Below are 25,546 nucleotides of genomic sequence, written 5' to 3'. Positions count from 1 at the left end.
TGGCCGCAAATTTACGAATTTATTTCGAGACATCGGCGGAAACAGGCCGCTTCCGACTGAAAATCGATCTCCGGGAGTGCGGCGATACGTTCCAGCTGGCGGCGGCAGAAGGAGCGGTGCGCCTCGCTCTGCGGATTGCGGGGCCGGTGGGCCGCTGCGGCGGCGATGGCTTCGACTTCCGGGAGCAGTCTCCGGGCGCGGTCGGTGAGGGCCGTTTCGGTGAATTTCTCCCAGACGTACGTCACGGCCTGCGGAGCGGGATGCACGAGGTCGTCGGCATAGAACCGGTAGTCGCGCAGGTCGTCGGTGACGATCTCGTAGGCAGGGAAATATTCGACGCACCCGAACCTTTGCGTCAACTCCTCCGCGGCCAGCCGCAGCGCGGCTTTGCTCACGGCGTTGCCTGCCAGGGTGTCTCCGATGTGGCGCACCGGACTGATGGTCAGGACAATCTGCTTTCCGGCAAGCGCTCCCCCGATCAGCTCCGCGACGCTCTCCACGATCTCTCCGACCGAAAGCCGCCGTCTGGAAAACTCCGCGGCGGGCCTTCGGTGGCAGTTGGCGACGACCTCGCCCCGGCGTTCGTAGACCCATGCGGTGCCGAACGTAAGGATCACCCGGTCGGCGGTGCGGAGCGCTTCGGCCCCGGCCTGTCGTGCGGCGTTCATCCGCGCGAGGGCCTCTTCGGCCGTCGGGGCCGAGAAGTCGCCGTGAAATCCGAAGTGGTACCACACGTCGCCGTCGAACCCCAGTTCGTCGCGTGTTACGGCGGCGGGGGAGGCGTAACTGCGGATCGCCGCGGCGATAGACAGCGGGTTGAAAAGGATGCCCGAGGGGTTTTCCGTGACGCGGAATTTCGCCCCGGCGAGTTTCCCGGCGATGTGTGCGGCGAAGCACGATCCGAGTGTCAGCACGCGGTTTTCGTAGCCGATCTGCACCCTGAGGGGCGATATTTCGATTTCGGTGCGGAATTTCATACGGCAAAAATAGAAAATTCTTACCTTTGTTCTATGATTCTGAAAGCAAACTGCAAAATAAATCTGGGCCTCGATATCCTGCGCCGCCGTGCGGACGGATTTCACGACCTGGAAACCGTGATGTTCCCCGTTGCGGGCCTTTACGACGAGGTGGAAGTGGTGTGTACCGACGCGTCCGGCGTCACGTTTCGCGCCGGGGGACTGGCCGTGGACTGCGCTCCGGAGGAGAATATCTGCGTGAAGGCTTTCCGGCTGATGCAGCGGCGTTACGGCGTGGACGGCATCGACATCCGGCTCGACAAGCGCGTGCCGTTCGGCGCCGGGCTGGGCGGCGGTTCGTCGGACGGTACGGCGGTGCTGCTGGCTGTCAACGGGCTGTTTGCGCTCGGGCTGTCCGAAGCGGAGTTGATCGCGTGCGCCGCCGAGCTGGGCAGCGATACGGCCTTTTTCGTCCGCAACACCCCGCAGTTATGCAAGGGAAGAGGCGAGGTGATGGAGCCTTATCCGCTGGACCTGAGCGGAATGACGCTCGTGATCGTCAAACCCGGCGAGGGCGTCTCGACCCGCGAAGCCTATGCCGGGGTGCGGCCCCGGGTGCCGGAGGTGTCGTTGGCAGAGCGTCTTAAGCGCCCCGTCGCGGAGTGGCAGGGATTGGTGACCAACGATTTCGAGCGGCACATTCTCGCCGCACGTCCGGCCATCCGTGCGGCCAGGGAGCGTTTGCTGGAAGCCGGGGCCGTGTACGCTTCGATGTCGGGCAGCGGCTCGGCGGTCTTCGGGCTCTTCGCGGGGCACGAAAAAGGCGAGCGGCTGAAAGCCCTCTCGCCCTTTGTTTTCGAATTGTGAAACCCGCTTATTTACAGCCTGCGACGGGCATTTTGGCCAGACGGGCCTCGTGGCGTCCGCCTTCGAACTCGGCGGCGAAATAGGCGTCGAGCATTTTGACGGCCTCGTCGTTGGTGATGAAGCGCGCCGGGAATACGATGACGTTGGCGTTGTTGTGGCGGCGGATCAGCGAGGCGACCTCGGGGTCCCAGCAAAGACCTGCGCGGATGCCCTGGTGTTTGTTGAGCGTCATGGCCATCCCTTCGCCCGAGCCGCAGAGTGCGATGCCGCGCTCCAGTTCGCCCTTTTCGATGGCCTCGGCCAGCGGGTGTGCGAAATCGGCATAGTCGACGCTTTCGGGTGAATGCGTGCCGAAATCGAGCACGTCGTAGCCCATGGCGTCGAGGTAACCTACCAAAAATTCTTTCATTTCGTAGCCGGCATGGTCGCAGGCGATACCTATTTTTTTCATCATATATCGGTTTATTTGTGTTCTGTCATACAAATATATATAAATTTGGCGTTACACGGCATTCCCGACCCCGGATTTATGCTATTTTTGCATCGTGAAAATTCTCCTCGCCATACTCGGGTGCATAGCCTTCGCGCTGGGCATTGTCGGCATTTTCCTGCCGCTGCTGCCCACTACGCCGTTTCTGCTGCTGGCGGCGGCGCTCTGGGTGCGCTCGTCGCCGCGGCTTTACGCGTGGCTCCTGTCGCACCGCTGTTTCGGCGAGTACATCCGCAACTTCCGCGAAAACCGCGCCATACCCCTGCGCGCTAAGGTCTTTTCCATCGTCCTGATGTGGGCGGCGATGCTTTACTGCATCTTCGGGATACTGGCCGGGTGGTGGTGGGCGCAGCTGGCGTTGCTGGCCGTGGCCGTCGGCGTCACATGGCACATCCTCTCGTTCGCAACATTGCGGGACTGAGGCTATTCCGGCAGCCCTTCGGACGCTTGCTCCTCGCTCGAAATCAGTTCCGTCTGGTGATATTTCACTTCGTAGTCGCCCTTTGCGTCGTCGTATTCGGCGACGGGCCGTATCCGGATGCGGGCCTCGAAGCCCGGTTTGAAATCGAAGCCTTCGATCTCCCACGGGAACGGTTCCCAACGCGGGTCGGGGCAGCGCATGTCTTTGATCCAATAACCGCTCGTCGCCGGACTGTCGGCGCGCCGGGAGGCGATGGTGACCTCGAACTCCGGGCTGAATTGCAGCGGATCGACATCCGACTGCATCGGCGTGCGCGAGATCGGCTTTTCCATCGTGTAGCGGTATCCGGGGCCGTCGGCCGGGGGATTGGGGATCGGCTCGATGCGGACGAGCATCTCGGTCTGATACCCCTTTTCGAACGTGAAGCCCTCGATGTGTGCCGTGGATATTTCCCACCCGGCGTTCGGACCTGTCTTGAGGATGTAGGCGGGAACGTGGCCGAAGCCCATGAAGATGCCGGCGACGCCTTTTTCGGAAGCGACGGTCCAGGTTTCGATGCGCGTGTCGTCGTCTTTGTCGCAGCTGCCGAACACAAGCGGCAGCAGAAACAGTAAGGTGCAGAATTGTTTCATAGGAATAGGAGGTTTTTCCTCTAAACGGAGTCAATTTCCTGATACTGCACGGACTATGCAAAAAAAACGGACCGGAGTCCGTTTTTTTCTTATGCCAGGTAGCGTTCCGCGACGCTTATCAGGAATCCGACCAGTACGGCGTTGAGCAGCGTCGGGACGGGGCGGCTCTCCTTGCCCGAGCCTACGGTCGCTGCGGGAATGGCGACCATCAGCGCGACGCCCATGCCGTCGGCCCACCAGGGCAGGTAGGGCAGATCGCTGTAAAATGTGATGACGGCGGCGAACAGGTAGGTGCAGAAAGCCGCGACGCAGTGGCGGAACGAGGCTTTCTGGGCGATCATCGGGATAGCCACCAGCGCTCCTGCGGCGGCGCCTACGGCCAGCGAAAGGGTGAAATGGTCCATCGTCCGGGATTATTTCGCAGCGCGTTTGCGGTCGTTCTCGTCGAGCAGGATCTTGCGCAGGCGCATCGAGTGCGGTGTAACTTCGACATACTCGTCGCCCTGGATGTATTCGAGGGCCTCCTCCAGCGTGAAGACCTTCGGCGGGGCGATCGACGTCTTGTCGTCCGACCCCGAAGCACGCATGTTGGTGAGCTGCTTGGCTTTGGTGACGTTGACCGTGATGTCGTTCTGGCGCGTGTGCTCGCCGATGACCTGTCCGGCGTAGACCTGCTCCATCGGGCTGATGAAGAAGCGGCCGCGGTCCTGCAATTTGTCGATCGAGTAGGCGTAGGCCGTGCCGGTCTCGCCCGAGATGATCGAGCCGTTGGTGCGCATCTCGATATCCCCGACCCACGGTTCGAAACCCTTCAGACGGTGGGTCATGATGGCTTCGCCGGCCGTGGCGGTCAGCATATTCGAGCGCAGGCCGATGATGCCGCGCGAGGGAATGTCGAATTCCAGGCGCGTGCGTTCGCCGTCCGAGGACATGTTGGTCAGCGTGCCCTTGCGGCGCGTGGCGAGGTCGATTACCGTACCCGAGTACTCCTCGGGGCAGTCGACGGTCATCTCCTCGATCGGCTCGCATTTCTTGCCGTCGATCTCTTTGACAATGACGTGGGGCTGGCCCACCTGCAGTTCGTAGCCTTCGCGGCGCATGGTCTCGATCAGCACCGAGAGGTGCAGCACGCCGCGGCCGAAGACGTTGAACGAGTCGGCCGAGGGGCCCGGCGTCACGCGCAGGGCGAGATTCTTCTCCAGTTCGCGGTCGAGGCGCTCTTTGATGTGGCGCGAGGTGACGTATTTGCCGTCCTTGCCGAAGAAGGGCGAGTTGTTGATCGTGAAGAGCATCGACATCGTGGGTTCGTCGATGGCGATGGGGGGCAGCGGCTCGGGATTCTCGTAGTCGCAGACGGTGTCTCCGATCTCGAATCCCTCGATGCCCATGATGGCGCAGATTTCCCCGCAGGGAACCTCCTCGACCTTCTTCTTGCCGAGGCCCTCGAAGATCATCAGTTCTTTGATCCGGGTCTTCTGCATCGTCACGCCGTCGCGCTTGGCGAGGGTGACCATCTGGCCCGATTTGAGCGATCCGCGCGTGACTTTGCCCACGGCGATACGGCCCGTATAGGCCGAATATTCGAGCGACGTAATGAGCATCTGCGGCGTGCCCTCGATGATGGTCGGTTCGGGAATCTCGTCGACGATGGCTTCCAGCAGCGGCACGATCGAATCCGTCGGTTCGTTCCATTTGTATGACATCCAGCCCTGCTTGGCCGAGCCGTAGATGGTTTTGTAGTCGAGCTGCTCTTCGGTGGCGTTGAGCGAGAACATCAGGTCGAAGACCTGCTCGTTGACCACCTCGGGACGGCAGTTGGGCTTGTCGACCTTGTTGACGACCACGATGGGCTTCTTGCCCAGCGCGAGGGCTTTCTGCAGCACGAAGCGCGTCTGGGGCATCGTGCCCTCGAAGGCGTCGACGAGCAGCAGCACGCCGTCGCACATGTTCAGCACACGCTCGACCTCGCCGCCGAAATCGGCGTGGCCCGGGGTGTCGATGATGTTGATCTTATAGTCCTTGTAGATGACCGAAACATTCTTCGAAAGGATCGTGATGCCGCGTTCGCGTTCCAGGTCGTTGTTGTCCAGTATGAGTTCGCCGGTCGGCTTGGCGTTGTCGCGCAGGATGTGGCCTGTCAGAATCAGTTTGTCTACGAGTGTGGTCTTGCCGTGGTCGACGTGGGCAATAATCGCAATATTGCGCAGTTTTTGCATAGAAATGTATTTTGTGGTGCAAAGGTAACAAATTCTCGGGAAATTATACTAATTTTGCTCGATTCCTAAAGAAGTTAAATAATGGAACCTCTCTTCAACGTCCGCTCCCAGAGCGAGATTTACATCGGCCCCGTGAAAGATATTCTTCCCGGAGTGCTTCCCGAAGGGCGCGTCGTGGTGATTTCGGATTCCTCGATCGACCGGTTGTACCGCCCGATGCTGGAGAAGTACGACCCCGTGTTAATCGGCCTGGGCGAGAGCATCAAAACCCTGCAGACCGTCGAGTCGATCTACCGCCGCTTCATCGAGCTGGGCGTGGACCGTTCGACCTTCGTGCTGGCCGTCGGGGGCGGCATCGTCACCGACGTGGCGGGGTTCGCCGCCTCGACCTACATGCGCGGGCTGAAGTTCGGGTTCGTCTCGACGACGCTGCTGGGGCAGGTCGACGCATCGGTCGGCGGCAAGAACGGCGTAAATGTCGACGGATACAAGAATATGGCCGGAACCTTCACGCAGCCCCGGTTCGTGATCTGCGACCCCGGGATGCTGCGGACGCTTCCCGACCGGGAGTTCCGTGCGGGGCTGGCCGAGGTGGTCAAAGCGGCGATCATTGCCGATGCCGACCTGTTCGAGCGCATCGAAAACACGACGTTCGAGGCGCTGCGCACCGATACGGACCTGCTGTCCGACGCCGTTTCGGCGGCGATACGCGTGAAAGCCGACATTGTCGAGCGCGACGAGTACGAATCGGGCGACCGCCGCAAGCTCAACCTCGGGCATACGCTGGCGCACGCCATCGAGAAATGTTCCAACCGCATGAACCACGGCGAGGCGGTGGCCGTCGGCACGGCGCTGATCGCCGGGGCTGCGGTGAAGCTGGGAGTGCTGACCGAAGCCGACCGCGACCGGATCGTGCATCTTCTCATGCAACTGGGCTTCGACCTGACGCCTCCGGTGGAGGTGAAACGGTTGCTGAAGGAGGTCGGCAAGGACAAGAAAAACGAAGACGGGATGCTGCGCATCGTCCTGCCGGTGGGCATCGGCGACTGCGAGGTGCGGCCGATAGAGATGGACGCCTTTGCGGCGTTGTTCATATGAAAAAATCCGGTCGTTTCGACCGGATTTTTCTTTTTATTCCTGATAGCGTTTCCGAAGGCTTTCGGCGTAGGCTTCCCAGTCGGAGATCGGTTTTTTGGCTACGCCCGATTCGACGGCGGCGCGGGCCACGGCCGGGGCGATGGTGCACAGCAGTCGCGGATCGAGCGGCTTGGGGATCAGGTAATCGCGCCCGAATTCGAGCTTCTCGACTCCGTAGGCCCGCAGGACCATGGCCGGAACCGGTTCGCGGGTCAGTTCGGCCAGCGCATGCGCGGCGGCGAGTTTCATCGCCTCGTTGATCTTCGTGGCGCGTACGTCGAGGGCTCCGCGGAAGATATAGGGGAATCCCAGCACGTTGTTGACCTGGTTGGGGTAGTCCGAGCGTCCCGTGGCGAAGATGATGTCGGGACGCGAGGCCATCGCTTTGTCATAGGCGATTTCGGGATCGGGGTTGGCCAGGGCCATCACGATCGGGTTTTCGGCCATCGTGCGCAGCATTTCGGGCGTCAGCGTGTCGGCTTTCGAAACGCCCAGGAAGACGTCGGCGCCCTGCACCGCTTCGGCCAGCGTCGAGATGCGCCGCGTGGTGGCCAGCTCGCGCTTCATGGCGTTGATGTCCTCGCGGTAGACCGTGACGACGCCCTGACTGTCGCAGAGCACCACGTTGTCGCGGCGGATGCCGAGCTCGATGAACAGCCGTGCGCAGGCAATGGCGGCCGCTCCCGCGCCGTTGACCACCACGCGCATCCGGTCGAGCTGCTTGCCCGCGATCTTCGCGCCGTTGAGCAGCGCTGCGGAGGAGATAATAGCCGTTCCGTGCTGGTCGTCGTGCATCAGGGGAATGTCGAGTTCGTCGCGCAGGCGCCGTTCGATCTCGAAGCACTCCGGGGCTTTGATGTCTTCGAGGTTGATGCCGCCGAAAGTGGGGGCGATGGCCTTCACCGTGCGGATGAACTCCTCGGGGTCGGTCGTGTCGACTTCGATGTCGAAGGCGTCGATCCCGGCGTAGGTTTTGAAGAGCATGCTCTTGCCCTCCATGACGGGTTTGGCGGCCAGCGGACCGATGTTGCCCAGTCCGAGCACGGCCGTGCCGTTCGAGATCACGGCCACGAGGTTGCCCTTGCCGGTGTACTTGTAGACGTCGTCCGGATTGTCGGCAATGGCCAGCGAGGGCGCCGCCACGCCGGGCGAATAGGCCAGCGACAGGTCGTACTGCGTATGGTAGGGTTTTGTCGGGACGATTCCGATCTTCCCGGGACGGCCTTCGCTATGATAGCGCAGCGCCGCGTCGTCGAGTTGCGTTTTTGTGCTCATCTCTCTCATTTTCCGTTAGTAACCTAATAACACCAACGACAAATATAGCACAAAAATTGCTCCGATCTTAACTTTTTTTAGGATTTTCTGAAATTATTTTAGAAATAAAATCGCAGGCCGCCCCGAACTGGCGGACGGCAGGCTGCGGAGCGGTTGTTTCCTGTGTCGGGGTCGGTGCGTCTCTTTCCGCGGTCAGAAGAGCGATGCCTCTCCGTCGCGCGGGTGGGTGAGTCCGAGGTGCTCGTAGGCCAGCGGCGTCGCTTCCCGGCCGCGGGGCGTGCGTTTGAGGAAACCCTCTTTGATGAGGAACGGTTCGTAGACCTCCTCGATCGTCCCGGCCTCTTCGCCCACAGCCGTAGCCACGGTGTTGAGACCCACGGGGCCGCCGTTGAATTTCTCGATGATGGCCCCCAGTATCTTGTTGTCCATCTGGTCCAGACCCCGCGAGTCGATGTTCAGCGCCGCAAGGGCGATGCGCGTGATTCCGAGGTCGATATGCCCCTCGCCTTTGACCATGGCGAAGTCCCGGACGCGCCGCAGCAGGGCGTTGGCGATACGCGGCGTGCCGCGCGAGCGCAGGGCCACCTCGTGGGCCGCGTCGTCGTCGATCGAAACGTCGAGGATGCGGGCCGAACGCTTCACGATCCCGGCCAGCACCGGGGCGTCGTAATATTCCAGGTGGCAGGTGATGCCGAAGCGCGCCCTCAGGGGCGAGGTCAGCAGGCCGCTGCGCGTCGTGGCGCCGATCAGCGTGAAAGGCGCCAGCTCGATCTGGATCGAACGCGCCGAGGGGCCCTTGTCCAGCACGATGTCGATCTTGTAGTCCTCCATCGCCGAGTAGAGGTACTCCTCGACGATCGGGCTGAGGCGGTGTATCTCGTCGATGAAGAGCACGTCGCCCGGGTTGAGGTTCGTCAAAAGGCCCGCCAGGTCGCCCGGCTTGTCCAGCACGGGACCCGACGTGAGCCGCAGCTGCGCCCCCATCTCGTTGGCGATGATGTTGGCGAGGGTGGTCTTGCCCAGTCCCGGGGGGCCGTGCAGCAGCACGTGGTCGAGCGAGTCGCCGCGCATGAGCGCCGCTTTGATGAAGATGCGGAGATTATCGACGATCTTGTCCTGGCCGGAGAAGTTTTCGAGCTCCTGCGGCCGGATTTTGTTTTCGAATTCGAGATCGCTTTCGGTGTTGCGTACGATAGACATAATGCAAAGATAACGATTTTCGGCGAATGTGCGTGATCTTGCCGAAAAAACCCGCCTGAAAGGCGGGCTTTCCGTATCGCAGCCGGTTTGTGTCCCCGGCCCTTTGAGCTGCGGCGAAGGCCGTCAGCTCAGCCGGACGGTCTCTTTCAGGCGGATGTCCTCGCTCGAAGCGCCGATGCGGATTTCGAATTCGCCCGGCTCGACGGTCCAGTTCATGTTGCTGTCGAGCAGCTCCAGGTGCGAGGGCGTGACCTCGAAGCTGACGGTTTTCGTCTCGCCCGGCTCGAGCGTCACGCGCTCGAATCCCCGCAGGACCGATTCGTAGGTCACCACGCTCGAGAACTTATCGCTGATGTAGAGCTGCACGACTTCGTCGCCGCGACGGTCGCCCGTATTGGTCACTTCGCAGCTCACGCGGAACGAGCCCTGCGTGCGCGACGGTTCGGGGGCGATCCGGAGATTCTTATAGGCGAACGTCGTGTAACTCAGGCCGTAGCCGAAGGGGTAGATCGACCCCAGCACGCGGGTGACGCCGCCGCCGTTGGGACCTTTGCGGGGCTGTGCGCCGTGGGAACCCTTCTTGTAGGGGAAGTTCAGCTCGATCTGTCCGGTGCTCCGCGGGAAGGTGATCGTGAGCTTGCCGCCCGGGTTGTAGTCGCCGAAGAGGGTTTCGGCAATGGCTGTGCCGCCCTCGACCGAGGGGAACCATCCTTCGAGGATGGCCGGTACGTTTTGAGCCGCCCAGTTGACGGTCAGCGGTTGCCCGTTGATGAGCACCAGCACCACGGGGACGCCCGTGGCGTGGAGCGCCTCGAGCAACTGCTGCTGGCGTCCGGGAAGCTCGAGCGAGGTGCGCGAATGGCTCTCGCCCACGCGCTCGTCGTCCTCGCCCAGCACGGCGACGATCACGTCGCAGCCCGCGGCCTGTTTCACCGCCTCGTTGATGCCGGCCCGCTCGGCGGCCGTGAGGGGCGTCGCGGTCAGCTCCGAATCGGGGAAGCCGGCGTCCACCACGTCGCAGCCCTTGGCATAGCGCACCTCGGCGCCGTCGCCCAGATAGTTGCGGATGCCGTCGAGGACGGTCACCGTCGGAAGGTCGTTGGGACCGTAGCGGCTTATCATGAAATTGTCCTCGTCGGCCAGCGGTCCGGCGACCAGCACGCGGGCGGTCTTTTTCTTGTCGAGGGGCAGGGTTTTGTCTTCATTTTTGAGCAGCACGAGCGACTGGCGCTGGATGTCGAGTACGAAATCGCGGTGTTTGTCGGCTCCGGCCTCGGCAACGGCCTCCCTGGGGTCGTTATAGGGGTTGTCGAAGAGCCCGAGGCGGAACTTTACCCGCAGGACCTCGCGCACGCGCTGGTCCACGACCTCCATCGAGAGGCGTCCCTCCCGGACGAGCTTGCGCACCGGGAGGATGAACCGCGCCGGGGGCGAGAAGTTCGTGCGCACGTTCAGACCCGCTTCGAGCACCTGCCGCACGGCATCTTCGTAAGTCTCGGCCACGGCGTGTTTGGTGTGGACGTACTCCACAGCCTCGCTGTCGCTGACCACATAGCCGTCGAAGCCGTATTCGTGGCGCAGCAGGTCGGTGAGGAAATAGCGGCTGGCGGTCACCGGGACGCCGTCCCAGTCGTTGTAGCTGCTCATGACGCCCATCGGCCCGGATTCGCGGATCACGCGGCGGAACGGGTAGAGATACATCTGGTGGAGTTCGCGCGGGGCGATGTGGGGGTCGGTGCGGCAGTTGCCGTCGCGGCCGCCCTTGGGGACGCTGTAAGCCGCATAGTGTTTGAGTGTCGAGGCGACGCCCTGCGACTGGATGCCGCGGACCATCTCGACGCCCAACTCGGCGATCAGGAACGGGTCTTCGCCGTAGCACTCCACGACACGGCCCCAGCGGGGATCGCGCGCCACGTCGAGAATCGGGGCGTAGACGTTCTTATAACCCAGGACCCGGGCTTCGTGTCCGGCGATCTCGCCGGCCCGGTGCACCAGCGCCCGGTTCCAGGTCGAGCCGATGGCGATGGGCGCCGGGAGCGGTGTGGCGCGGCTGTGGTTCAGACCGTGGATGCCCTCGTTGGTGAACTCCACGGGAATGCCCAGCCGGGTCTGCTCGACGAACCACCGCTGGATCGTGTTCTTGGCTTCGACGTGTCCCGTGTAGTCGGAGACCAGATGCGGCGTCGTGCGCAGGCATTTGCCCACGCCGTTGAGCATCTCGTCGATGTTGGCGATGCCGTCTTTCCAGACCTCGTTTTTCCACCTTTCGGTGGGCAGCGAGTCGCGCAGCACGCGGCCGTAGCCGTAGAGCGTGGCCAGCTGGCAGCTCTTCTCCTCGAGGGTCATTTGGCCGAGCAGGTCCTCGACGCGCTCGTCGAGACTGCGGGCCGGGTCCTCGTAGGGGTCCATGCGGCCGTTCTTGTTGAAATCGATCCAGCCTTTGTGGTAAATCGTCTTCGGTGTCGTCTTCTGTGCCGCGGCGGCCGTCGTGGAGGCGGCGGCCATGAGCAGCAGGATTGCAACAGGGAGTTTCTTCATCTTTCAGGGATTTCGGTTTTTAATTTCAAAGATACGTTTCCGAAGTCAAAATTACAAGCGATGGGCTGTCGGCATTGAATCTATCGTACAAATTTCCGGGACGATCGTCCGAAAGCGTTCCCTGCCGGGCGCCGGACGCAAAAAAACCGGTCCGCGATTTCGCGGACCGGGACAAGCTCTGCCTCCGGGAGTGGCTACTTCTCCTGCGGCAGATCGAGTTTGATCTCCTTGTCGCCGTTCTCGCGGGTCGGCAGGAGCAGGTTGATGCCCTTCATGCCTTCCAGTTCGGCGGCTATGTCCGTGAGGTCGAACGACACGTAGAATCCGCTGTCGTATCCGCCCGCGTCGTCTCCGGCGTCGTGGCGCACCACGACGTTGAGGTACCCTTCGGCGCTCTCTTTGAATTCCGTCGTTCCCGACTTGTCCACGGCCAGCGTGAACGTATGCTTGCTGTTGTCACGCACGGCGTAGAGCGCGTAGAAGGTCAGCCACTCTTTCGAGAGGCTGAACGTGCCGTTCTGGAAGCCCGTCTTGGCCGTGCCCAGCTCTTCGAGCTTCTCGGCCGTGTCCACGACCTGGGCCTTGCCGGTGAAAATCTCGTCGACGGCGTAAAGCGCGATGTTGTAGTCGTAATCGGGCACACGCTCCTCCAGGAGTTTGAACCAAATGATCGCGCGCTGACGCTCCTTGCCTTTATAGTTCGGGATGCGGGTTTTATCGCCCGGGTAGAGTTTTTCGCCGTTGTTGCGCTGGAAATAATAATCCGTGCCGGTCTCGCCCTCTTCACCTCCGATGGTGTGGACGGTCGTGATGAGTGTCCGGAGCGGCTCGCCACCATCGTCGTCGTTGCAGGAAGTAAACGCGAAGACGGCCATAGCCGCGATAAGGAATAAACCGATTTTTTTCATATTTTCCATATTTTATGTTACCTTTCGCTCTTAAAACGTCCGGCAGGGCGAAATACTGCATGCGAAATAAAAAAATTTCACTCCGTGCAGTCTTTTGGCTCCTGCTGCATTTATATATGTGAACTGGTAATGCCAATGGAGGAACATATACTGGCCGAAGGGTGCAGAAATGGGGACGATACGGCCCGCAGAGAGCTGTACGACCGCTATGCAGGCCGTTTGCTGGCAATCTGTATGCGCTACTCCGGAGACCGATCCACGGCCGAAGACCTGCTTCACGACGCATTCCTGAAGATATACGGAGCCTTCGACCGGTTCACCTACCGCGGACCCGGATCGCTCAGGGCGTGGATCGAACGCATTACCGTGAACGTGGCGCTCGAATGGATACGCAGCCGGAACAAGCTGGGAAGCGTGGCGCTCGACGAGGGAAAGGCTGCGGCGGAGGTCGCCGAGCCCGATGTGTCGGAGATGGCGCGGGTCCCGCGCGACGTATTGATGCAGTTCGTGAGCGAGCTGCCCGAAGGCTACCGGGCGGTGTTCAACCTCTACTGCATCGAGGAGTATTCCCATCGGGAGATTGCCCGAATGCTGGGGATCAATGAGAAAAGCTCCTCCTCGCAGTTGTTCCGGGCCCGGGCCATGCTGGCCCGCAGGGTCAGGGAGTATTTGGATACGCATTAGTAAGAGTTATGAAACAGAATAAAGATTGGACCGATGTCATGCGGAGCGCGCTCCGGGACGCTGAACTTCCGCCTCCGGCGGGAGGCTGGGAGCGTCTGGAGCGCGAACTGGGCGGTGCGGCCCCGGAGCTTCGGGCTCCGGAGACGGCTGCGTCCCGCGGTTCCGTGTGGCGGATCTATTGGCCGCGGATTGCCGCCGCTGCCGCTGTCGTTCTGCTCGGCGTCGTTGCAGGTGATTATATGCTCCGGCCGGACAAGGCGTTGGAAAATGATGGGAATGTTATCGCATCGACAGTGGAAGAGGCCGCAACCGCGGTAACCATGCCGCAGCCGCATGCAGCGGAATCCGTACGGGAGGCGCTCGCACAGGCTGTAGGGCTTGCTGACGGACAGGCCGCGGCCCCTGCCGTGCAGCAACCGGCGCTGCTCGCCGCAGCGGTGAAGCCCGCGGCGAAAACGGCGACGGGGACTGTGACGGAACAGATGGCCGTTGCCGAAACGACCGTCGGAACTTCCGGAGACGCGGCTGCCGACCAGCTCTCCGCGAAGCAAACGGCGGCGGAGACTTCGCAGCCGGAGGCGGAAACGACGGCAAAAGCGGAGGCGAAGCGCTCCGCGACCCGTTCGACGGCCGGAGTGTCGGCGCGGACGGCGTATTACAACGAACCGCTCGAGGCGTACAAGCCCCCGCGCAGGAAAGCCTCGTTGTCGGCCTTTGCGGCCGGCGGCGTGTCGGGGGCTGTCGGCGGGGACGGTGCCGCTCCGCGGATGTACTCCTCGATGACGAACGATGTTTCGTCGATCGTCGGGAACGGCGACAACCTGTCGCTCATGGTTCGCAACGATTACAGTGAAAATTCGTTCCGCCACCACCAGCCGTTGAGCTTCGGACTCTCCGTGCGGAAAGAGTTCGCACACGGGCTCTCGCTCGAAAGCGGCGTGAACTACACATTGCTGCGCTCGGATGTGACGGTCAAATACTCCTCGGAGGATGTGAGCCAGAAGCTCCATTTTATCGGCATCCCCCTGCGTATGAACTGGCAGTTCCTCGAACGCGGAAGGTTCTCATTATATATAGGTGCGGGCGGCATGGTCGAAAAATGCGTTTCGGCCAAGTTCGGCTCGAAGTCCATGGACGAACCCGGTGTGCAGTGGTCGGCCCTCGCAGCGGTCGGAGCACAGTATCGGCTGGGCGGCATGGTCGGACTCTATTTCGAACCCGAAGGGTCGTATTATTTTACGGAAACCAACCTGAAAACGGCGCGTACGGATTCTCCGCTTACACTGACCCTGAGGTTGGGTGTACGTCTCTCATTTTAAAACAAATTTTATAAATCGCACATTTATTGCAGGAGGGGAGTTCGCACGATGTGTGTGGACTTCCCTCTTGTTGTCGGGCTGAATGTTTTATTCCGGCGACTAAAAGTGTTATTTTTTATTGTCCGAATGAAATTTGTTACTATTTTTGTTGGATAAAAGAATGTGAACCGATCCTATACAACAACAAAAAAAGAAAAGCACAAGTACGGCTTTCCGCACTTGTGCCTGGTAGTCCCGACGGGAATCGAACCCATATCGTAAGAACCGGAATCTTATATTCTATCCATTGAACTACGGGACCGGGAGTGCAAAGATGCAAAAAAAATATTAATTATACGAAAAAAAATGCGGGAAAAGCAGAATAATTGGCAAAGAATCGAGGCAGTGATCAAATGGGCGAATATGTCGACGAATTATTTCGCACGGCATATAGGCCTTGCGCGAGGGGAAAATCTTTACCAGATCAAACGGGGCAACAACGGTATTTCGCTCGATGTCGCTGACCGGATCGTTGCTAAATTTCCTCAGGTGGACAAATTGTGGCTGCTGACGGGTGAGGGACAGATGTTCTCCGACGAACGGACACGCGGTCCCCAGATACCTTTTTACGACGTGGACGTCGAACACGGGCTGGAACATCTCGAGCATCTCGAGCCCGAGAGCAACCTGATCCTGCCCCCGGTGGGGGCGTGCGACCTGGCGATGAGCTATACGGGCCGTGCGATGGGGGCGCTGGTGCCTCCCGGGACGGTGGTGCTGTTGAAAGCCGTGGACCGGGATGCGATTATTCCGGGGGGAGAATATGCGATTGTCTCCCGAAAAATTGTAACTTTGCGAATAGTTCGGGCCGCCGACGAGGAGGGCAAAGTCCGCCTGGTGGCCGGAGATCGTGAGAATTACGATGACATTCTGTTGAAAGTCAGTGATATAGTCGCGGTCTACAAAGTAAAGGGCAAATTGATAATAAACAGTTAAAGCGTATGTTTTCAGGCATCGTGGAGCGCACGGCGGAGGTCGTGGCGATCCGGACGGACCGTCAGAACAAGGATTTTACCCTGCGTGCGGATTTCTGCAAGGAGTTGAAAATCGATCAGAGCATAGCACATAACGGCGTATGTTTGACAGTTGTGGACATCACGGAGGACACCTACACCGTGACGGCCATGAAGGAGACCCTCGACCGGAGCAACCTCGGGCTGCTGCGCGAGGGCGACCTGGTCAACCTCGAACGCTCGATGAAGCCCGACGCCCTGCTGGACGGGCACATCGTGCAGGGACACGTCGACCAGACGGCCGTCTGCACGGCCAAAGAGGACGCCGACGGCAGTTGGTACTTCACGTTCGAGTACGAGCCGCAGGGCGGGGGGCTGTGTACGGTCGAGAAGGGCTCGGTGACGGTGAACGGCGTGAGCCTCACGGTCTGCGACTCGAAAGAGTCGTCGTTCCGCGTGGCGATCATTCCCTACACCTTCGAGCATACGAACTTCTGCCGGATCGACGTGGGATCGGTGGTGAACCTCGAGTTCGACATCGTGGGCAAGTACATCGCCCGGCTGATGAAAAACTACATGAAGTAAACCCGAAAATTATGGTGCACATCAAAACGAAGGAGGGGGCGTCGCTGTGGATAGCCCTGCTCGCCGCGGTCATCGTGGCCGTGGGCATGACGTTGCTGGACGTCGTGTGGTGGATCACGCTCTGCACGTCGGTCGGCGTGTTCGTCGTGGTGGCGCTCGCGGCGCTGTTCATCATCCGCAAGTACGTGGCTTACAAGCTCAAACCGATCTATTCGATCGTACTTTCGCGCGATGTGCACACCAACGAGATTTTCTCGGAGCTCAAAGACAAGCGGGTCGAGAACATCGGCGAGGAGCTCACGGCCTGGGCCGACACCAACGACCGGGAGATCGCCCGGCTGAAGGAGGCCGAGTGCTTCCGCAAGCAGTATTTGGGCAATGTGGCGCATGAGCTGAAAACCCCGATATTCAATATTCAGGGCTACATTTCGACCCTGCTGGACGGCGGGCTGGAGGACGAGCTGATTAACCGCAAGTACCTCGAGCGTGCCGAAAAGAGCATCGACCGCCTGATAAACATTGTCAACGACCTCGATACCATTTCGAAACTGGAGAGCAGCATGAACAAGCTCAATCTGGAGAAGTTCGACGTTGTGGCGCTGGCCAAGGAGATCGCCGAGCAGGCCGAGATGGAGGCCGACCGGAAGGGAATCAAAATCACGGTCAAAGGGGCCGAGAACCTGCCTTCGCCTTTCTGGGTGATGGCCGACAAGCATTATATCGGTCAGGTCTTCGTCAACCTCATCATCAACTCGGTGCGTTACGGCAAGGAGGGCGGCATGACGCGCATCCATTTCCGCGACATGCTCGACAAGATATTGGTGGAGGTCGAGGACAACGGTTCGGGAATCGGCAAGGAGGACCTGCCGCGCGTTTTCGAGCGTTTCTACCGCACGGACAAGGGCCGTTCGCGGGAGCAGGGCGGCACGGGACTCGGACTGGCCATCGTCAAACACATCGTCGAGGCACACGGGGAGCGGATCACGGTTCGCAGCGAGCCGGGAGTGGGCAGCACCTTTTCCTTCACGCTGAAGAAAGTGAATCTGCAGGAGATGAAATAGAATGCACGATGCACACCGGAGTAATATCCGTTAGTATTTCGGTCTGAATTCCGGTTGCGTCGCGACAAGCCCCTCCCGAGGGCCGTTTAAGAAACGGCTTTTAAGTGGTGGAAGCGCAGACCGGATTGGAAGGTCAACACCCATGCATCGCTCCTGAAGCCCGGCTCTTAGCCGGGGGCAGACTTGTAAACGCGGCGGAACGCCGCGAGTACGGCGGTCGGGAGCGAGAGCCGGATGAACAATGTATAAACTTAGATAAATGATACTAATGTCACAACCGCTGTCCGTCGTCTGGGATTTCGACCCGGTGTTCTTCACCATCGGGTCGCTCGACATCCGGTATTATGGCCTGATGTGGGCACTGGCCATCCTGATCGGCGCCAAATTTTTCGATAATTTCTGTAAACGCGAGGGACTTCCCTCGAAAGTTTCGGAGTCGATATTTATTTACGGTACGCTCGCCACGATCCTCGGTGCCCGGCTGGGGCACTGCCTCTTCTACGATACGATGGAGTATCTCTCGAAGCCGTGGACCATCATCACGGGTTTCCGCGACGGCGGTATGGCCAGCCACGGCGCCGCCATCGGCCTGCTGATCGGCTTGTGGCTCTTCTCGCGCAGGAACAAACTCCCTTATATCTGGTCGCTGGACCGCATTATGATCCCGGTGGGCATCGGCGGGGCGATCGTGCGGCTGGGCAACCTCTTCAATTCGGAGATTTTCGGCCAGGCGACCACACTGCCCTGGGGTTTCGAGTTCGTCCGTTCGCACAAATGGGTTGCCGAGTTTGCGCCCAGTGCCGTGCATCCGACGCAGATTTACGAAGCGCTTTGTTATCTGGCGACTTTCGGCATCCTCTGCTGGCTCTACTATAAGAAAGACATGGCGCGGCGCCGTCCGGGCATTCTCTTCGGGATCGGCCTGATCGGCACGTTCCTCACGCGCTTCTTCATCGAATACATCAAAACCGAGCAGGAGCCTTTCGAACTGGGATGGACGCTCGACATGGGACAATGGCTCAGCATCCCTTTCATCCTGCTGGGTATCTATATGATCTGGCGGGGTGCCGCGACGGTTCCGGCTCCGGTCGCTCCGGCGCCGAAAGCGCATGCCGCTCCTATTAAAAAGAAGAAAAAATGAACGGTACACCGATGACGGAACAGGTCGGCAGGCTCGTAGGCAATCTGTTGGCCGGAGGCGGGGAGGTATTCCTGCCCGGGGTGGGGTCGCTCTATACCGAGCGGCGGTCTGCCCGACGGATTGACAGGCGCACCGTGCTGCCTCCTCACCGCGTGGTGTCGTTCACCTCGCAGCAGCGGGGGGCATCGCTGGTCGACGAGATCGCCCGCGTCATGCGGGAGGGCGGTGAAGCTTCGCAAGCCGATCCGCAGGCTGCGGCGCAGGAGGTATACGACCGCTGGCTGACCCGTGCACAAGAGGAGAACCTGTTGACCGTCGAAGGCGTCGGAGTATTGGCGTTCAAGAATTTCACGCCCGACGAGGCGTTCGAACGGCGGTTGAATCCCCAGGGGCGCGAACCCGTGAAGATACGTGCCCCGCGCCGTTTCGACTGGGCATTGTGGATCGGCGTTGCGGCGATTCTGGTCGCCCTGATCTACGGGGGACGGGAGTTCCTGATGCTCTCCGGGGAGCCGGAGGCCGTTGCGACCGAAGCCGTCGAGACGGAGCGTGCGGATATGCCGGCCCCGGTCGAGGCCCCCGATGCGCTGGCCGAGGTTCCGCAGGAGGAATTGCCGACGGCAGGGGAGGAGTTCCCGCAGTCGCCCGGTACGGCATCGTCCGAGGCGCCCGTTCCCGAAATGACGCCCGCTGCGGAGGCGCAGGCGGAATCCGGAGAACCGATGAACCTGCTTTCAGGACGTCATTACGTGGTGCTGGGAGTTTTCAGCACGACTGAAAATGCCGGGCGTGCCCTGCGGGAGATTGCGGCCAAGGAACCTGCGTTCCGCTGCCGGATCTATCGTTTCGGGGAGAAATTCATGGTTTCGCCTTTTTCGTCGGACAATTCCGGACCGTGTGCGCAGTTCATCGGCCTCCATGCCGAACGGTTCCCGGGCATGTGGACCTACACCGCCCGGTGATGCGGATTTCGGAGCTGATAATCAGGGTGATCGACTGCTTCTACATCAAGCCTGTCCGGGCGTTGATGCCCTTGCAGGTGTTTCGCTATGCCGTTTGCGGAGGTGTGACCTACATGCTGTTCGATCCCCTCTGTTATTTCCTGTTTTACAATTTCATCGTCGCCCACCGCTATTTCGACCTGGGATTTGTGGTCATATCTCCGCATATCGCGGCGATGGTTCTCGTCTTCCCGTTCACCTTTTTCGTGGGGTTCTGGCTCAACCGGTATGTGACGTTTCGCCAGTCGCCGATCGGCGCCGGAACACAGTTGTTACGTTACCTGCTGTCGGTGGCGGGGTCGATCCTGCTGACTTATGCAGGATTGAAATTCTTCGTTGAATTGTGCGGGGTATGGCCTACGCCGGCGAAGGTGCTCACGACGCTGCTGACGACGGTATACAGCTTCCTCGCGGCCAAATATTTCACTTTCCCCGCCTGAGAGGCGGGTTTTAGGAGGCGACGTTAAGCCGCGGCGTGTCGGAATCGCATCTCGCCTCATCTAAGAGACGGGTTTTTAGGGGCGACGGCAGGTCGAAGCGTTTAGGAATTCCGGTTGCCCCGCCTGAGAGACGGGTTTCAGTTCCTTTTGTTTTTGTTCTCCTCGCGGAGTTTTTGCAGTTCGTACATCCGGTCGCGGAATTTCGCCGCGGCGAGGAAATCCAGCGATTTGGCCGCCCGTTCCATGTCCGCGCGGGCCTTGTCGATCAGCGCGTCGATGTTCTCGCTGGCCACGTAGTTCTTCTGCACGTCGGCCACCGCAGCGTAATGATCCTCGGCGATGGGGTAGGCCGTCAGGTTGACCTCCGGGGTGTCGCGTCCCGTCAGCAGCGCGCTCTGTCCCGTGCCGCTGCGCTGCGCCCGCCGCGGCAGCATTTCGTGCTCCATGTTGTAACGCACCTGTTTTTCCCGGCGGCGGTTGCTTTGCTCGATGGCGTAGCGCATCGAGTCGGTGCAGGTGTCTGCATAGAGGATCACGTTGCCCTGCGAGTGGCGTGCGGCGCGTCCCGCGATCTGCGTGAGGGAGCGCACGTTGCGCAGAAATCCCTCCTTGTCGGCGTCGAGAATGGCCACGAGGGCCACTTCCGGCAGGTCGAGACCCTCGCGCAGCAGGTTCACGCCCACCAGCACGTCGAACATCCCGGCCCGCAGGTCCTCGAGGATCTGGATGCGTTCCAGCGTGTCTACGTCCGAATGGATGTAGCGGTTGCGCACGCCCACGCGGTCGAAATATTTCGAGAGCTCCTCGGCCATGCGTTTGGTGATGGTCGTCACGAGCACCTTGTCGTCGTTCTTCACGCGCTTGTCGATCTCCCCGATCAGGTCGTCGATCTGGTTCACCGTCACGCGCACCTCCAACGGCGGGTCCACCAGCCCCGTGGGGCGGATCAGCTGTTCGACGATCACCCCTTCGCTCTTCATCAGCTCGTAATCGGCAGGCGTGGCGCTCACGTAGATCGAGGTGCCCTGCAACTGCTCGAACTCCGCGAAGGTCACCGGGCGGTTGTCCTTGGCGGCCGGGAGGCGGAAGCCGTACTCCACGAGGTTCTCCTTGCGGGCCCGGTCGCCGCCGAACATGGCGTGTACCTGCGGGAGTGTGACGTGGCTTTCGTCCACGACCATCAGGTAGTCTTTCGGGAAGTAGTCGATCAGACAGAAAGGACGCGTTCCGGCGGCGCGGCCGTCGAAATAGCGCGAGTAGTTCTCGATGCCGGGGCAGTAGCCCAGCTCCTTAATCATTTCGAGGTCGTACTCCACGCGCTGTTTGATGCGCTGCGCCTCCATCGGGCGTCCGGCGCGTTCGAAAAACTCGATCTGTTTGCCCAAGTCGAGGTATATCTGCTGCACGGCGGCGTTGATGCGCTCCTTGGTGGTCACGAAAAGGTTCGTGGGGTAGAGCGTCAGGCTGTCGAGCGACTGGATGCGCTGGCCCGTCACGGGGTCGATGGACTGGATGGCCTCGACCTCGTTGTCGAAGAACATCACCCGAAAACACTGGTTGCCGAACTCGCCGAAGGCCGCCATGATATCCACTGTGTCGCCGTTGACGCGGAACGTCGCCGGCTCCAGCTCCCGCTCGGTGCGGGTATAGAGCGCTTCGACCAGTTTGTAGAGGAAATGCTTGTAGCTCACGACCTGCCCGACCCGGACGTTGATGGCCGTGGCGTGGAAATCCGCGGGGTTGCCTGCGCCGTAGAGGCACGAGACGCTCGACACGACGACGACGTCGCGGCGTCCCGACAGCAGGGTGGCGACCGTGGCGAGACGCATCTTCTCGATTTCGGCGTTGATCTGGAGATCTTTCTCGATATAGGTGTCCGACGAAGGCAGGTAGGCCTCCGGCTGGTAGTAATCGTAGTAGGAGACGAAATACTCCACGGCATTCTCGGGGAAGAAATTCTTAAACTCCCCGTACAACTGCGCCGCGAGGGTCTTGTTGTGGCTCAGCACCAGCGTCGGACGCTTCAGTTCCGCGATGACGTTGGCCACCGTGAAGGTCTTCCCGGAGCCCGTCACGCCCAGCAGCGTGTTGTGCTTCGAGCCGTGCTCGATCGAGCTCACCAACTGCCCGATCGCCTCCGGCTGATCGCCCATCGGGGCGTAGTCCGATACGAGTTTGAAATCCATGGTGCAAAGGTAGGTAATTTTTGTGGAATAATAACGGATTTCGCGGCCCCGGGCGTATGTCCTATATCATTGTTGATATTTTTCCGTATCTTTGCGCGTATGATCGACAGGGAAACAGTAGACCGCATTTACGCCGCCGCCAATATCGTGGATATCGTCGGCGAATACGTCACGCTCAAACGAAAGGGCGTGAACTATCAGGCGTGCTGTCCGTTCCACAACGAGAAGACCCCGTCGTTCGTCGTGTCGCCCTCGAAGGGTGTCTACAAGTGCTTCGGATGCGGCAAGGGCGGCAACGCCGTGACCTTCCTGATGGAGCACGAGAACATCACCTATCCCGAGGCCCTGAAGATGGTGGCCAAGCGTTACGGCATCGAGGTCAAAGAGAAGGAGATGTCGGAAGAGGAGGTGCGCCGCAACGACGACCGCGAGTCGATGTTCGCCCTGAACGGCTGGGCCGCGGAGTATTTCGCCAACTACCTCCACCGCGAGACCGAGGGGCAGAGCGTGGGGCTGGCCTATTTCCGCCAGAAGCGCGGGATGACCGACGCCACGATTAAAAAATTCGGGTTGGGATTCTGTCCTGCCAAGGGCGACCGGATGTCGAAAGACGCCCTGGCGGCGGGTTACAAGAAGGAATTTCTCGTCTCGACGGGGCTTTCGCTGGCCCGCGAGAGCGACGGGTCGCTTTACGACCGCTTCCGCGACCGGGTGATCTTCCCCGTGCACAACATTTCGGGGCGCATCGTGGCCTTCGGAGGCCGCACGCTCCGCACGGACAAGCAGGTCGCCAAATACCAGAACTCCCCCGAGAGCGAGATATACAGCAAGAAAAGGGAGCTTTACGGCCTCTATTTCGCCAAGAAGGCCATTCAGCAGCAGGATTTCGCCATCATGGTCGAGGGGTATACCGATGTGATCTCGATGCACCAGGCCGGGGTGGAAAACGTCGTGTCGTCGTCCGGAACGTCGCTGACGACGGAGCAGATACGCCTGCTGAACCGCTTTACGAAGAACATCACGGTCATCTACGACGGCGACTCGGCGGGTATCCACGCTTCGCTGCGCGGTATCGACATGATTCTGAAAGAGGGGATGAACGTGCGTGTGGTGTTGCTGCCCGAGCCCGAGGACCCCGACTCGTTCGCCCGCAGCCATACGGCCGCCGAGGTGCAGGAGTACATCCGTGCCAACGAGCAGGACTTTCTGGAGTTCAAAGCCAAACTGCTGCTGAAGGATGCGCAGGGAGACCCGATCCGGAAAGCGTCGCTGATTGCCGACATGGTGCAGTCGGTGTCGCAGATCCCCGATCCGATCCAGCGCTCGGTCTACATCAAAGAGTGTGCGCGGATCATGGACATCGACGAGCAGATATTGATCTCGGAGGTGGCGCGCAAGCGCATGACCACGTCGGGCGACCGCGAGACGGACGAGTTTCTGCGCCGGCAGACGACGCTCCGGCAGCGGGAGGCGCCGCAGCAGCCCGAGGTGGAGTTCGTCAAACAGGTCGAGGCCGGGAGCAGTTTCGAAGCGCTGGAGCGCGAGATCGTGAAATACCTCCTGAAATACGGTCATTGCTCGTTCGATTTCAAAGAGGGGCGGACGATGGTGGCGTGCAACGTGGCGGAGGTGATCTTCGCGGAGCTGAGCGACGACAACATCGAGTTTCGCAATCCGGTCTACGCCAAGATTATGAATGTTTACCGCGAACAGTGGACGCAGCTGGGGACCGGGACGGAGGTGCCGGCGCACGTCTTCCTGAACCACATCGACCCGGAGGTGTGCAACATGTCGGTGGACATCCTCACGGCGGATGACAACTACGTGCTCAGCGAGTTGTGGCAGCGCAAGGAGATACACGTCGACAGCGATGCCGAGATGCTGGCCGTGGGGGTTCCGAAGGCCGTGACGCTCTACAAATCGAAGGTGATCGAGGCGCTGATCAAGGAGTTGCAGGCGAAGCTGGCCGATGAACTCTCCGACGACGAGCAAAAGGATATCATGCAGCGGTTGGCGGCTTACAATCAGGCTAAAAAGACGATAGCCAATAAGATAGGACGACCGATTCTATAAAGAAAAAAAGGGGCGGGTCTCGGGTCGTACACGCATCACTGCGCATACCGTGTGCAAACAGAAAATAAACAGAAAGATGTGTAAAACATATCAAAGATAAAAGAATTAGTTACCTTGACCGATTCCCACCCCTGCGAATTAAAATTGCAATTCGTGTGCCGTTATTGAATATATGAGCGAACAAAAGAAGATAAACATTCGGAACAAGCGTGCGACGTTCGACTATGAGATTCTGGAAGAATACGTTGCGGGCGTCGTGCTGGTCGGAACGGAGATCAAGTCGATCCGCGCCGGAAAGGCGTCGATGGTCGACACGTTCTGCTATTTCGACAAGGGCGAACTGTGGGTGCGCGGCATCAACATCGCCGAGTATGCCTGGGGAACCTGCAACAACCACGTGCCGCGCCGCGACCGCAAACTGCTGTTGACGGCCCGCGAACTGGAGAAATTGCAGCGTGCTTCGCAGGACAAGGGGCTCACGATCGTGGGTCTGCGGATGTTCCTGAACGAGCGCGGGCTGGCCAAAGTCGTCGTGGGACTGGCCCGGGGCCGCAAGTCCTACGACAAGCGCGAGTACCTGAAGGAGAACGATGCCAAGCGCGAGATGGATAAGGCGATGAAAAACTACCGAAGATGATAAAGGCGATATTCCTGGACGTCGACGGGACGTTGATCAGTTTCAAAACCCACAAGGTGCCGGTTTCCGCGTTGGAGGCGCTGCGGCGGGCGCATGCCCGCGGCGTGCGGCTCTTCATCGCCACGGGGCGCGCGGCTGCCGATCTGGAACTGCTCGGGGAGATTCCCTACGACGGCGTGGTGGCGCTGAACGGCGCCGACTGCCTGATGCGCGACGGAACGCTGGTCGCCCGGCATCCCATTCCGCGCGCAGACTTCGAGAAGTCGCTCGCTTTGTCCGCAGAGCTGGATTTTCCGGTCGGACTGGAGCTGAACGACGGGGTTTTCGTCAACCGCGTGACGCCCGAGGTGGTGCGTCTGGCGAAGCTGGTGGCGCATCCGGTTCCGGAACAGGTCGACCTGCGGGCGCTTTTCGACCGGGGCGATTGTTGCCAGATGTGTTTTTACTTCGATCCCGAACTCGAAAAACGGGTGATGGCCGAATTGCCGGGGCTCGTGGCGTCGCGCTGGTGTCCGATATTCGCGGACATCAATGTCCGGGGCATCGACAAGGCGACGGGGCTGGCCGAATTCGCATCGCATTTCGGCTTTGCGCACGGCGAGACGATGGCTTTCGGCGACGGCGGCAACGACGCGGCGATGCTCCGGGCCGCAGGCGTCGGCGTGGCGATGGGCAATGCCTGCGACGAGGCGCTGAACGCCGCGGACTATGTGACGGCGTCGGTCGACGACGACGGTATCCGGAAGGCGTTGGAGCATTTTGGTGTGATTGAATAAAAAAGTAAGAT

The 25,546-nt window shown here is 60.4% G+C and carries 24 protein-coding genes and 1 tRNA gene; 14 read left to right on the top strand and 11 right to left on the bottom strand.

Annotated elements, in window-relative coordinates:
* Positions 1-11 precede the first annotated feature (11 nt).
* Positions 12-977 (bottom strand): GSCFA domain-containing protein, encoded by a 966-nt coding sequence (locus BLU78_RS03320; RefSeq protein WP_010263485.1) that lies wholly within the window; start codon positions 975-977, stop codon positions 12-14.
* A gap of 33 nt (positions 978-1,010) precedes the next feature.
* Here BLU78_RS03320 and ispE point away from each other — a divergent pair, with 33 nt between their 5' ends.
* Positions 1,011-1,823: a 4-(cytidine 5'-diphospho)-2-C-methyl-D-erythritol kinase gene (ispE, locus tag BLU78_RS03315; protein WP_010263489.1), complete on the top strand. Its 813-nt coding sequence runs from the start codon at positions 1,011-1,013 to the stop codon at positions 1,821-1,823.
* A 7-nt stretch (positions 1,824-1,830) separates the two neighbouring features.
* Here ispE and rpiB read toward each other — a convergent pair whose 3' ends face one another.
* Entirely contained in the window at positions 1,831-2,274 is a 444-nt protein-coding gene (gene rpiB, locus BLU78_RS03310; protein ID WP_010263491.1) for a ribose 5-phosphate isomerase B, read from the bottom strand.
* A gap of 94 nt (positions 2,275-2,368) precedes the next feature.
* On the opposite strand from rpiB, the gene BLU78_RS03305 reads away from it, so the two are divergent.
* Entirely contained in the window at positions 2,369-2,734 is a 366-nt protein-coding gene (locus BLU78_RS03305; RefSeq protein WP_010263495.1) for a YbaN family protein, read from the top strand.
* A 2-nt stretch (positions 2,735-2,736) separates the two neighbouring features.
* Here the strand turns inward: BLU78_RS03305 and BLU78_RS03300 are convergent, their stop codons facing one another.
* The 3 genes from BLU78_RS03300 to typA all read right to left on the bottom strand — a co-directional run bounded on the left by BLU78_RS03300 (position 2,737) and on the right by typA (position 5,582).
* Complete coding sequence (locus BLU78_RS03300; protein WP_010263498.1) at positions 2,737-3,366, bottom strand: DUF4377 domain-containing protein; 630 nt, start codon at positions 3,364-3,366, stop codon at positions 2,737-2,739.
* Positions 3,367-3,455: 89 nt separating this feature from the next.
* A complete protein-coding gene (locus BLU78_RS03295) occupies positions 3,456-3,770 on the bottom strand; it encodes a hypothetical protein (RefSeq protein WP_010263499.1) in 315 nt (104 codons plus the stop codon).
* A 9-nt stretch (positions 3,771-3,779) separates the two neighbouring features.
* A complete protein-coding gene (gene typA / locus BLU78_RS03290) occupies positions 3,780-5,582 on the bottom strand; it encodes a translational GTPase TypA (protein WP_010263501.1) in 1,803 nt (600 codons plus the stop codon).
* A gap of 81 nt (positions 5,583-5,663) precedes the next feature.
* Here typA and aroB point away from each other — a divergent pair, with 81 nt between their 5' ends.
* A complete protein-coding gene (aroB, locus tag BLU78_RS03285; RefSeq protein ID WP_010263505.1) occupies positions 5,664-6,680 on the top strand; it encodes a 3-dehydroquinate synthase in 1,017 nt (338 codons plus the stop codon).
* A gap of 33 nt (positions 6,681-6,713) precedes the next feature.
* Here aroB and BLU78_RS03280 read toward each other — a convergent pair whose 3' ends face one another.
* The 4 genes from BLU78_RS03280 to BLU78_RS03265 form a co-directional block, all read right to left on the bottom strand.
* Positions 6,714-7,994 carry a malic enzyme-like NAD(P)-binding protein gene (locus BLU78_RS03280; protein ID WP_010263509.1) on the bottom strand — a complete coding sequence of 427 codons (1,281 nt, stop codon included), beginning with the start codon at positions 7,992-7,994 and terminating at the stop codon, positions 6,714-6,716.
* Positions 7,995-8,186: 192 nt separating this feature from the next.
* Positions 8,187-9,194, bottom strand: a complete 1,008-nt coding sequence (gene ruvB / locus BLU78_RS03275) for a Holliday junction branch migration DNA helicase RuvB (protein WP_010263513.1) — start codon at positions 9,192-9,194, stop codon at positions 8,187-8,189.
* Positions 9,195-9,317: 123 nt separating this feature from the next.
* A complete protein-coding gene (locus tag BLU78_RS03270) occupies positions 9,318-11,732 on the bottom strand; it encodes a glycoside hydrolase family 3 N-terminal domain-containing protein (protein WP_010263517.1) in 2,415 nt (804 codons plus the stop codon).
* Between the two features lie 194 nt (positions 11,733-11,926).
* Positions 11,927-12,640: a NigD1/NigD2 family lipoprotein gene (locus BLU78_RS03265; protein WP_010263520.1), complete on the bottom strand. Its 714-nt coding sequence runs from the start codon at positions 12,638-12,640 to the stop codon at positions 11,927-11,929.
* A 135-nt stretch (positions 12,641-12,775) separates the two neighbouring features.
* On the opposite strand from BLU78_RS03265, the gene BLU78_RS03260 reads away from it, so the two are divergent.
* Both BLU78_RS03260 and BLU78_RS03255 read left to right on the top strand, forming a co-directional pair.
* Positions 12,776-13,324, top strand: a complete 549-nt coding sequence (locus tag BLU78_RS03260; protein ID WP_010263525.1) for an RNA polymerase sigma factor — start codon at positions 12,776-12,778, stop codon at positions 13,322-13,324.
* An 8-nt stretch (positions 13,325-13,332) separates the two neighbouring features.
* Positions 13,333-14,643: a porin family protein gene (locus BLU78_RS03255; protein WP_010263976.1), complete on the top strand. Its 1,311-nt coding sequence runs from the start codon at positions 13,333-13,335 to the stop codon at positions 14,641-14,643.
* A gap of 226 nt (positions 14,644-14,869) precedes the next feature.
* Here BLU78_RS03255 and BLU78_RS03250 read toward each other — a convergent pair.
* Positions 14,870-14,944 (bottom strand) — tRNA-Arg (locus BLU78_RS03250).
* Between the two features lie 44 nt (positions 14,945-14,988).
* On the opposite strand from BLU78_RS03250, the gene BLU78_RS03245 reads away from it, so the two are divergent.
* The 6 genes from BLU78_RS03245 (at position 14,989) to BLU78_RS03220 (ending at position 19,863) form a co-directional block, all read left to right on the top strand.
* Entirely contained in the window at positions 14,989-15,618 is a 630-nt protein-coding gene (locus BLU78_RS03245; protein ID WP_010263979.1) for a transcriptional regulator, read from the top strand.
* A gap of 5 nt (positions 15,619-15,623) precedes the next feature.
* On the top strand, positions 15,624-16,220 hold the full coding sequence (locus BLU78_RS03240; protein ID WP_010263981.1) for a riboflavin synthase: 597 nt from the start codon (positions 15,624-15,626) through the stop codon (positions 16,218-16,220).
* Positions 16,221-16,231: 11 nt separating this feature from the next.
* A complete protein-coding gene (locus BLU78_RS03235; RefSeq protein WP_010263983.1) occupies positions 16,232-17,281 on the top strand; it encodes a sensor histidine kinase in 1,050 nt (349 codons plus the stop codon).
* Positions 17,282-17,549: 268 nt separating this feature from the next.
* Complete coding sequence (gene lgt, locus BLU78_RS03230) at positions 17,550-18,422, top strand: prolipoprotein diacylglyceryl transferase (protein WP_010263985.1); 873 nt, start codon at positions 17,550-17,552, stop codon at positions 18,420-18,422.
* A complete protein-coding gene (locus BLU78_RS03225; RefSeq protein WP_026020764.1) occupies positions 18,419-19,384 on the top strand; it encodes an SPOR domain-containing protein in 966 nt (321 codons plus the stop codon). Before lgt ends, BLU78_RS03225 begins: the two co-directional genes overlap by 4 nt.
* The gene (locus BLU78_RS03220; RefSeq protein ID WP_010263988.1) at positions 19,384-19,863 is read left to right on the top strand and encodes a GtrA family protein; all 480 of its coding nucleotides are present in this window, start codon (positions 19,384-19,386) and stop codon (positions 19,861-19,863) included. Before BLU78_RS03225 ends, BLU78_RS03220 begins: the two co-directional genes overlap by 1 nt.
* A 137-nt stretch (positions 19,864-20,000) precedes the next feature.
* On the opposite strand, the gene uvrB is transcribed toward BLU78_RS03220, so the two are convergent.
* Positions 20,001-22,049 (bottom strand): excinuclease ABC subunit UvrB, encoded by a 2,049-nt coding sequence (uvrB, locus tag BLU78_RS03215; protein ID WP_010263990.1) that lies wholly within the window; start codon positions 22,047-22,049, stop codon positions 20,001-20,003.
* Between the two features lie 99 nt (positions 22,050-22,148).
* Here uvrB and dnaG point away from each other — a divergent pair, with 99 nt between their 5' ends.
* From dnaG to BLU78_RS03200, 3 genes are all read left to right on the top strand, one after another.
* Complete coding sequence (gene dnaG / locus BLU78_RS03210; RefSeq protein WP_010263992.1) at positions 22,149-24,122, top strand: DNA primase; 1,974 nt, start codon at positions 22,149-22,151, stop codon at positions 24,120-24,122.
* A 172-nt stretch (positions 24,123-24,294) separates the two neighbouring features.
* On the top strand, positions 24,295-24,759 hold the full coding sequence (smpB, locus tag BLU78_RS03205; protein ID WP_010263994.1) for an SsrA-binding protein SmpB: 465 nt from the start codon (positions 24,295-24,297) through the stop codon (positions 24,757-24,759).
* Positions 24,756-25,535, top strand: coding sequence for a Cof-type HAD-IIB family hydrolase (locus tag BLU78_RS03200; RefSeq protein ID WP_010263997.1), 780 nt, complete (start codon positions 24,756-24,758; stop codon positions 25,533-25,535). Before smpB ends, BLU78_RS03200 begins: the two co-directional genes overlap by 4 nt.
* The last annotated feature ends 11 nt before the right edge of the window (positions 25,536-25,546 follow it).

It is taken from the genome of Alistipes timonensis JC136 (assembly GCF_900107675.1).
GTDB classification, from domain to species: Bacteria; Bacteroidota; Bacteroidia; order Bacteroidales; family Rikenellaceae; genus Alistipes; species Alistipes timonensis.
This window is presented reverse-complemented; position numbering and strand designations above follow the sequence as displayed.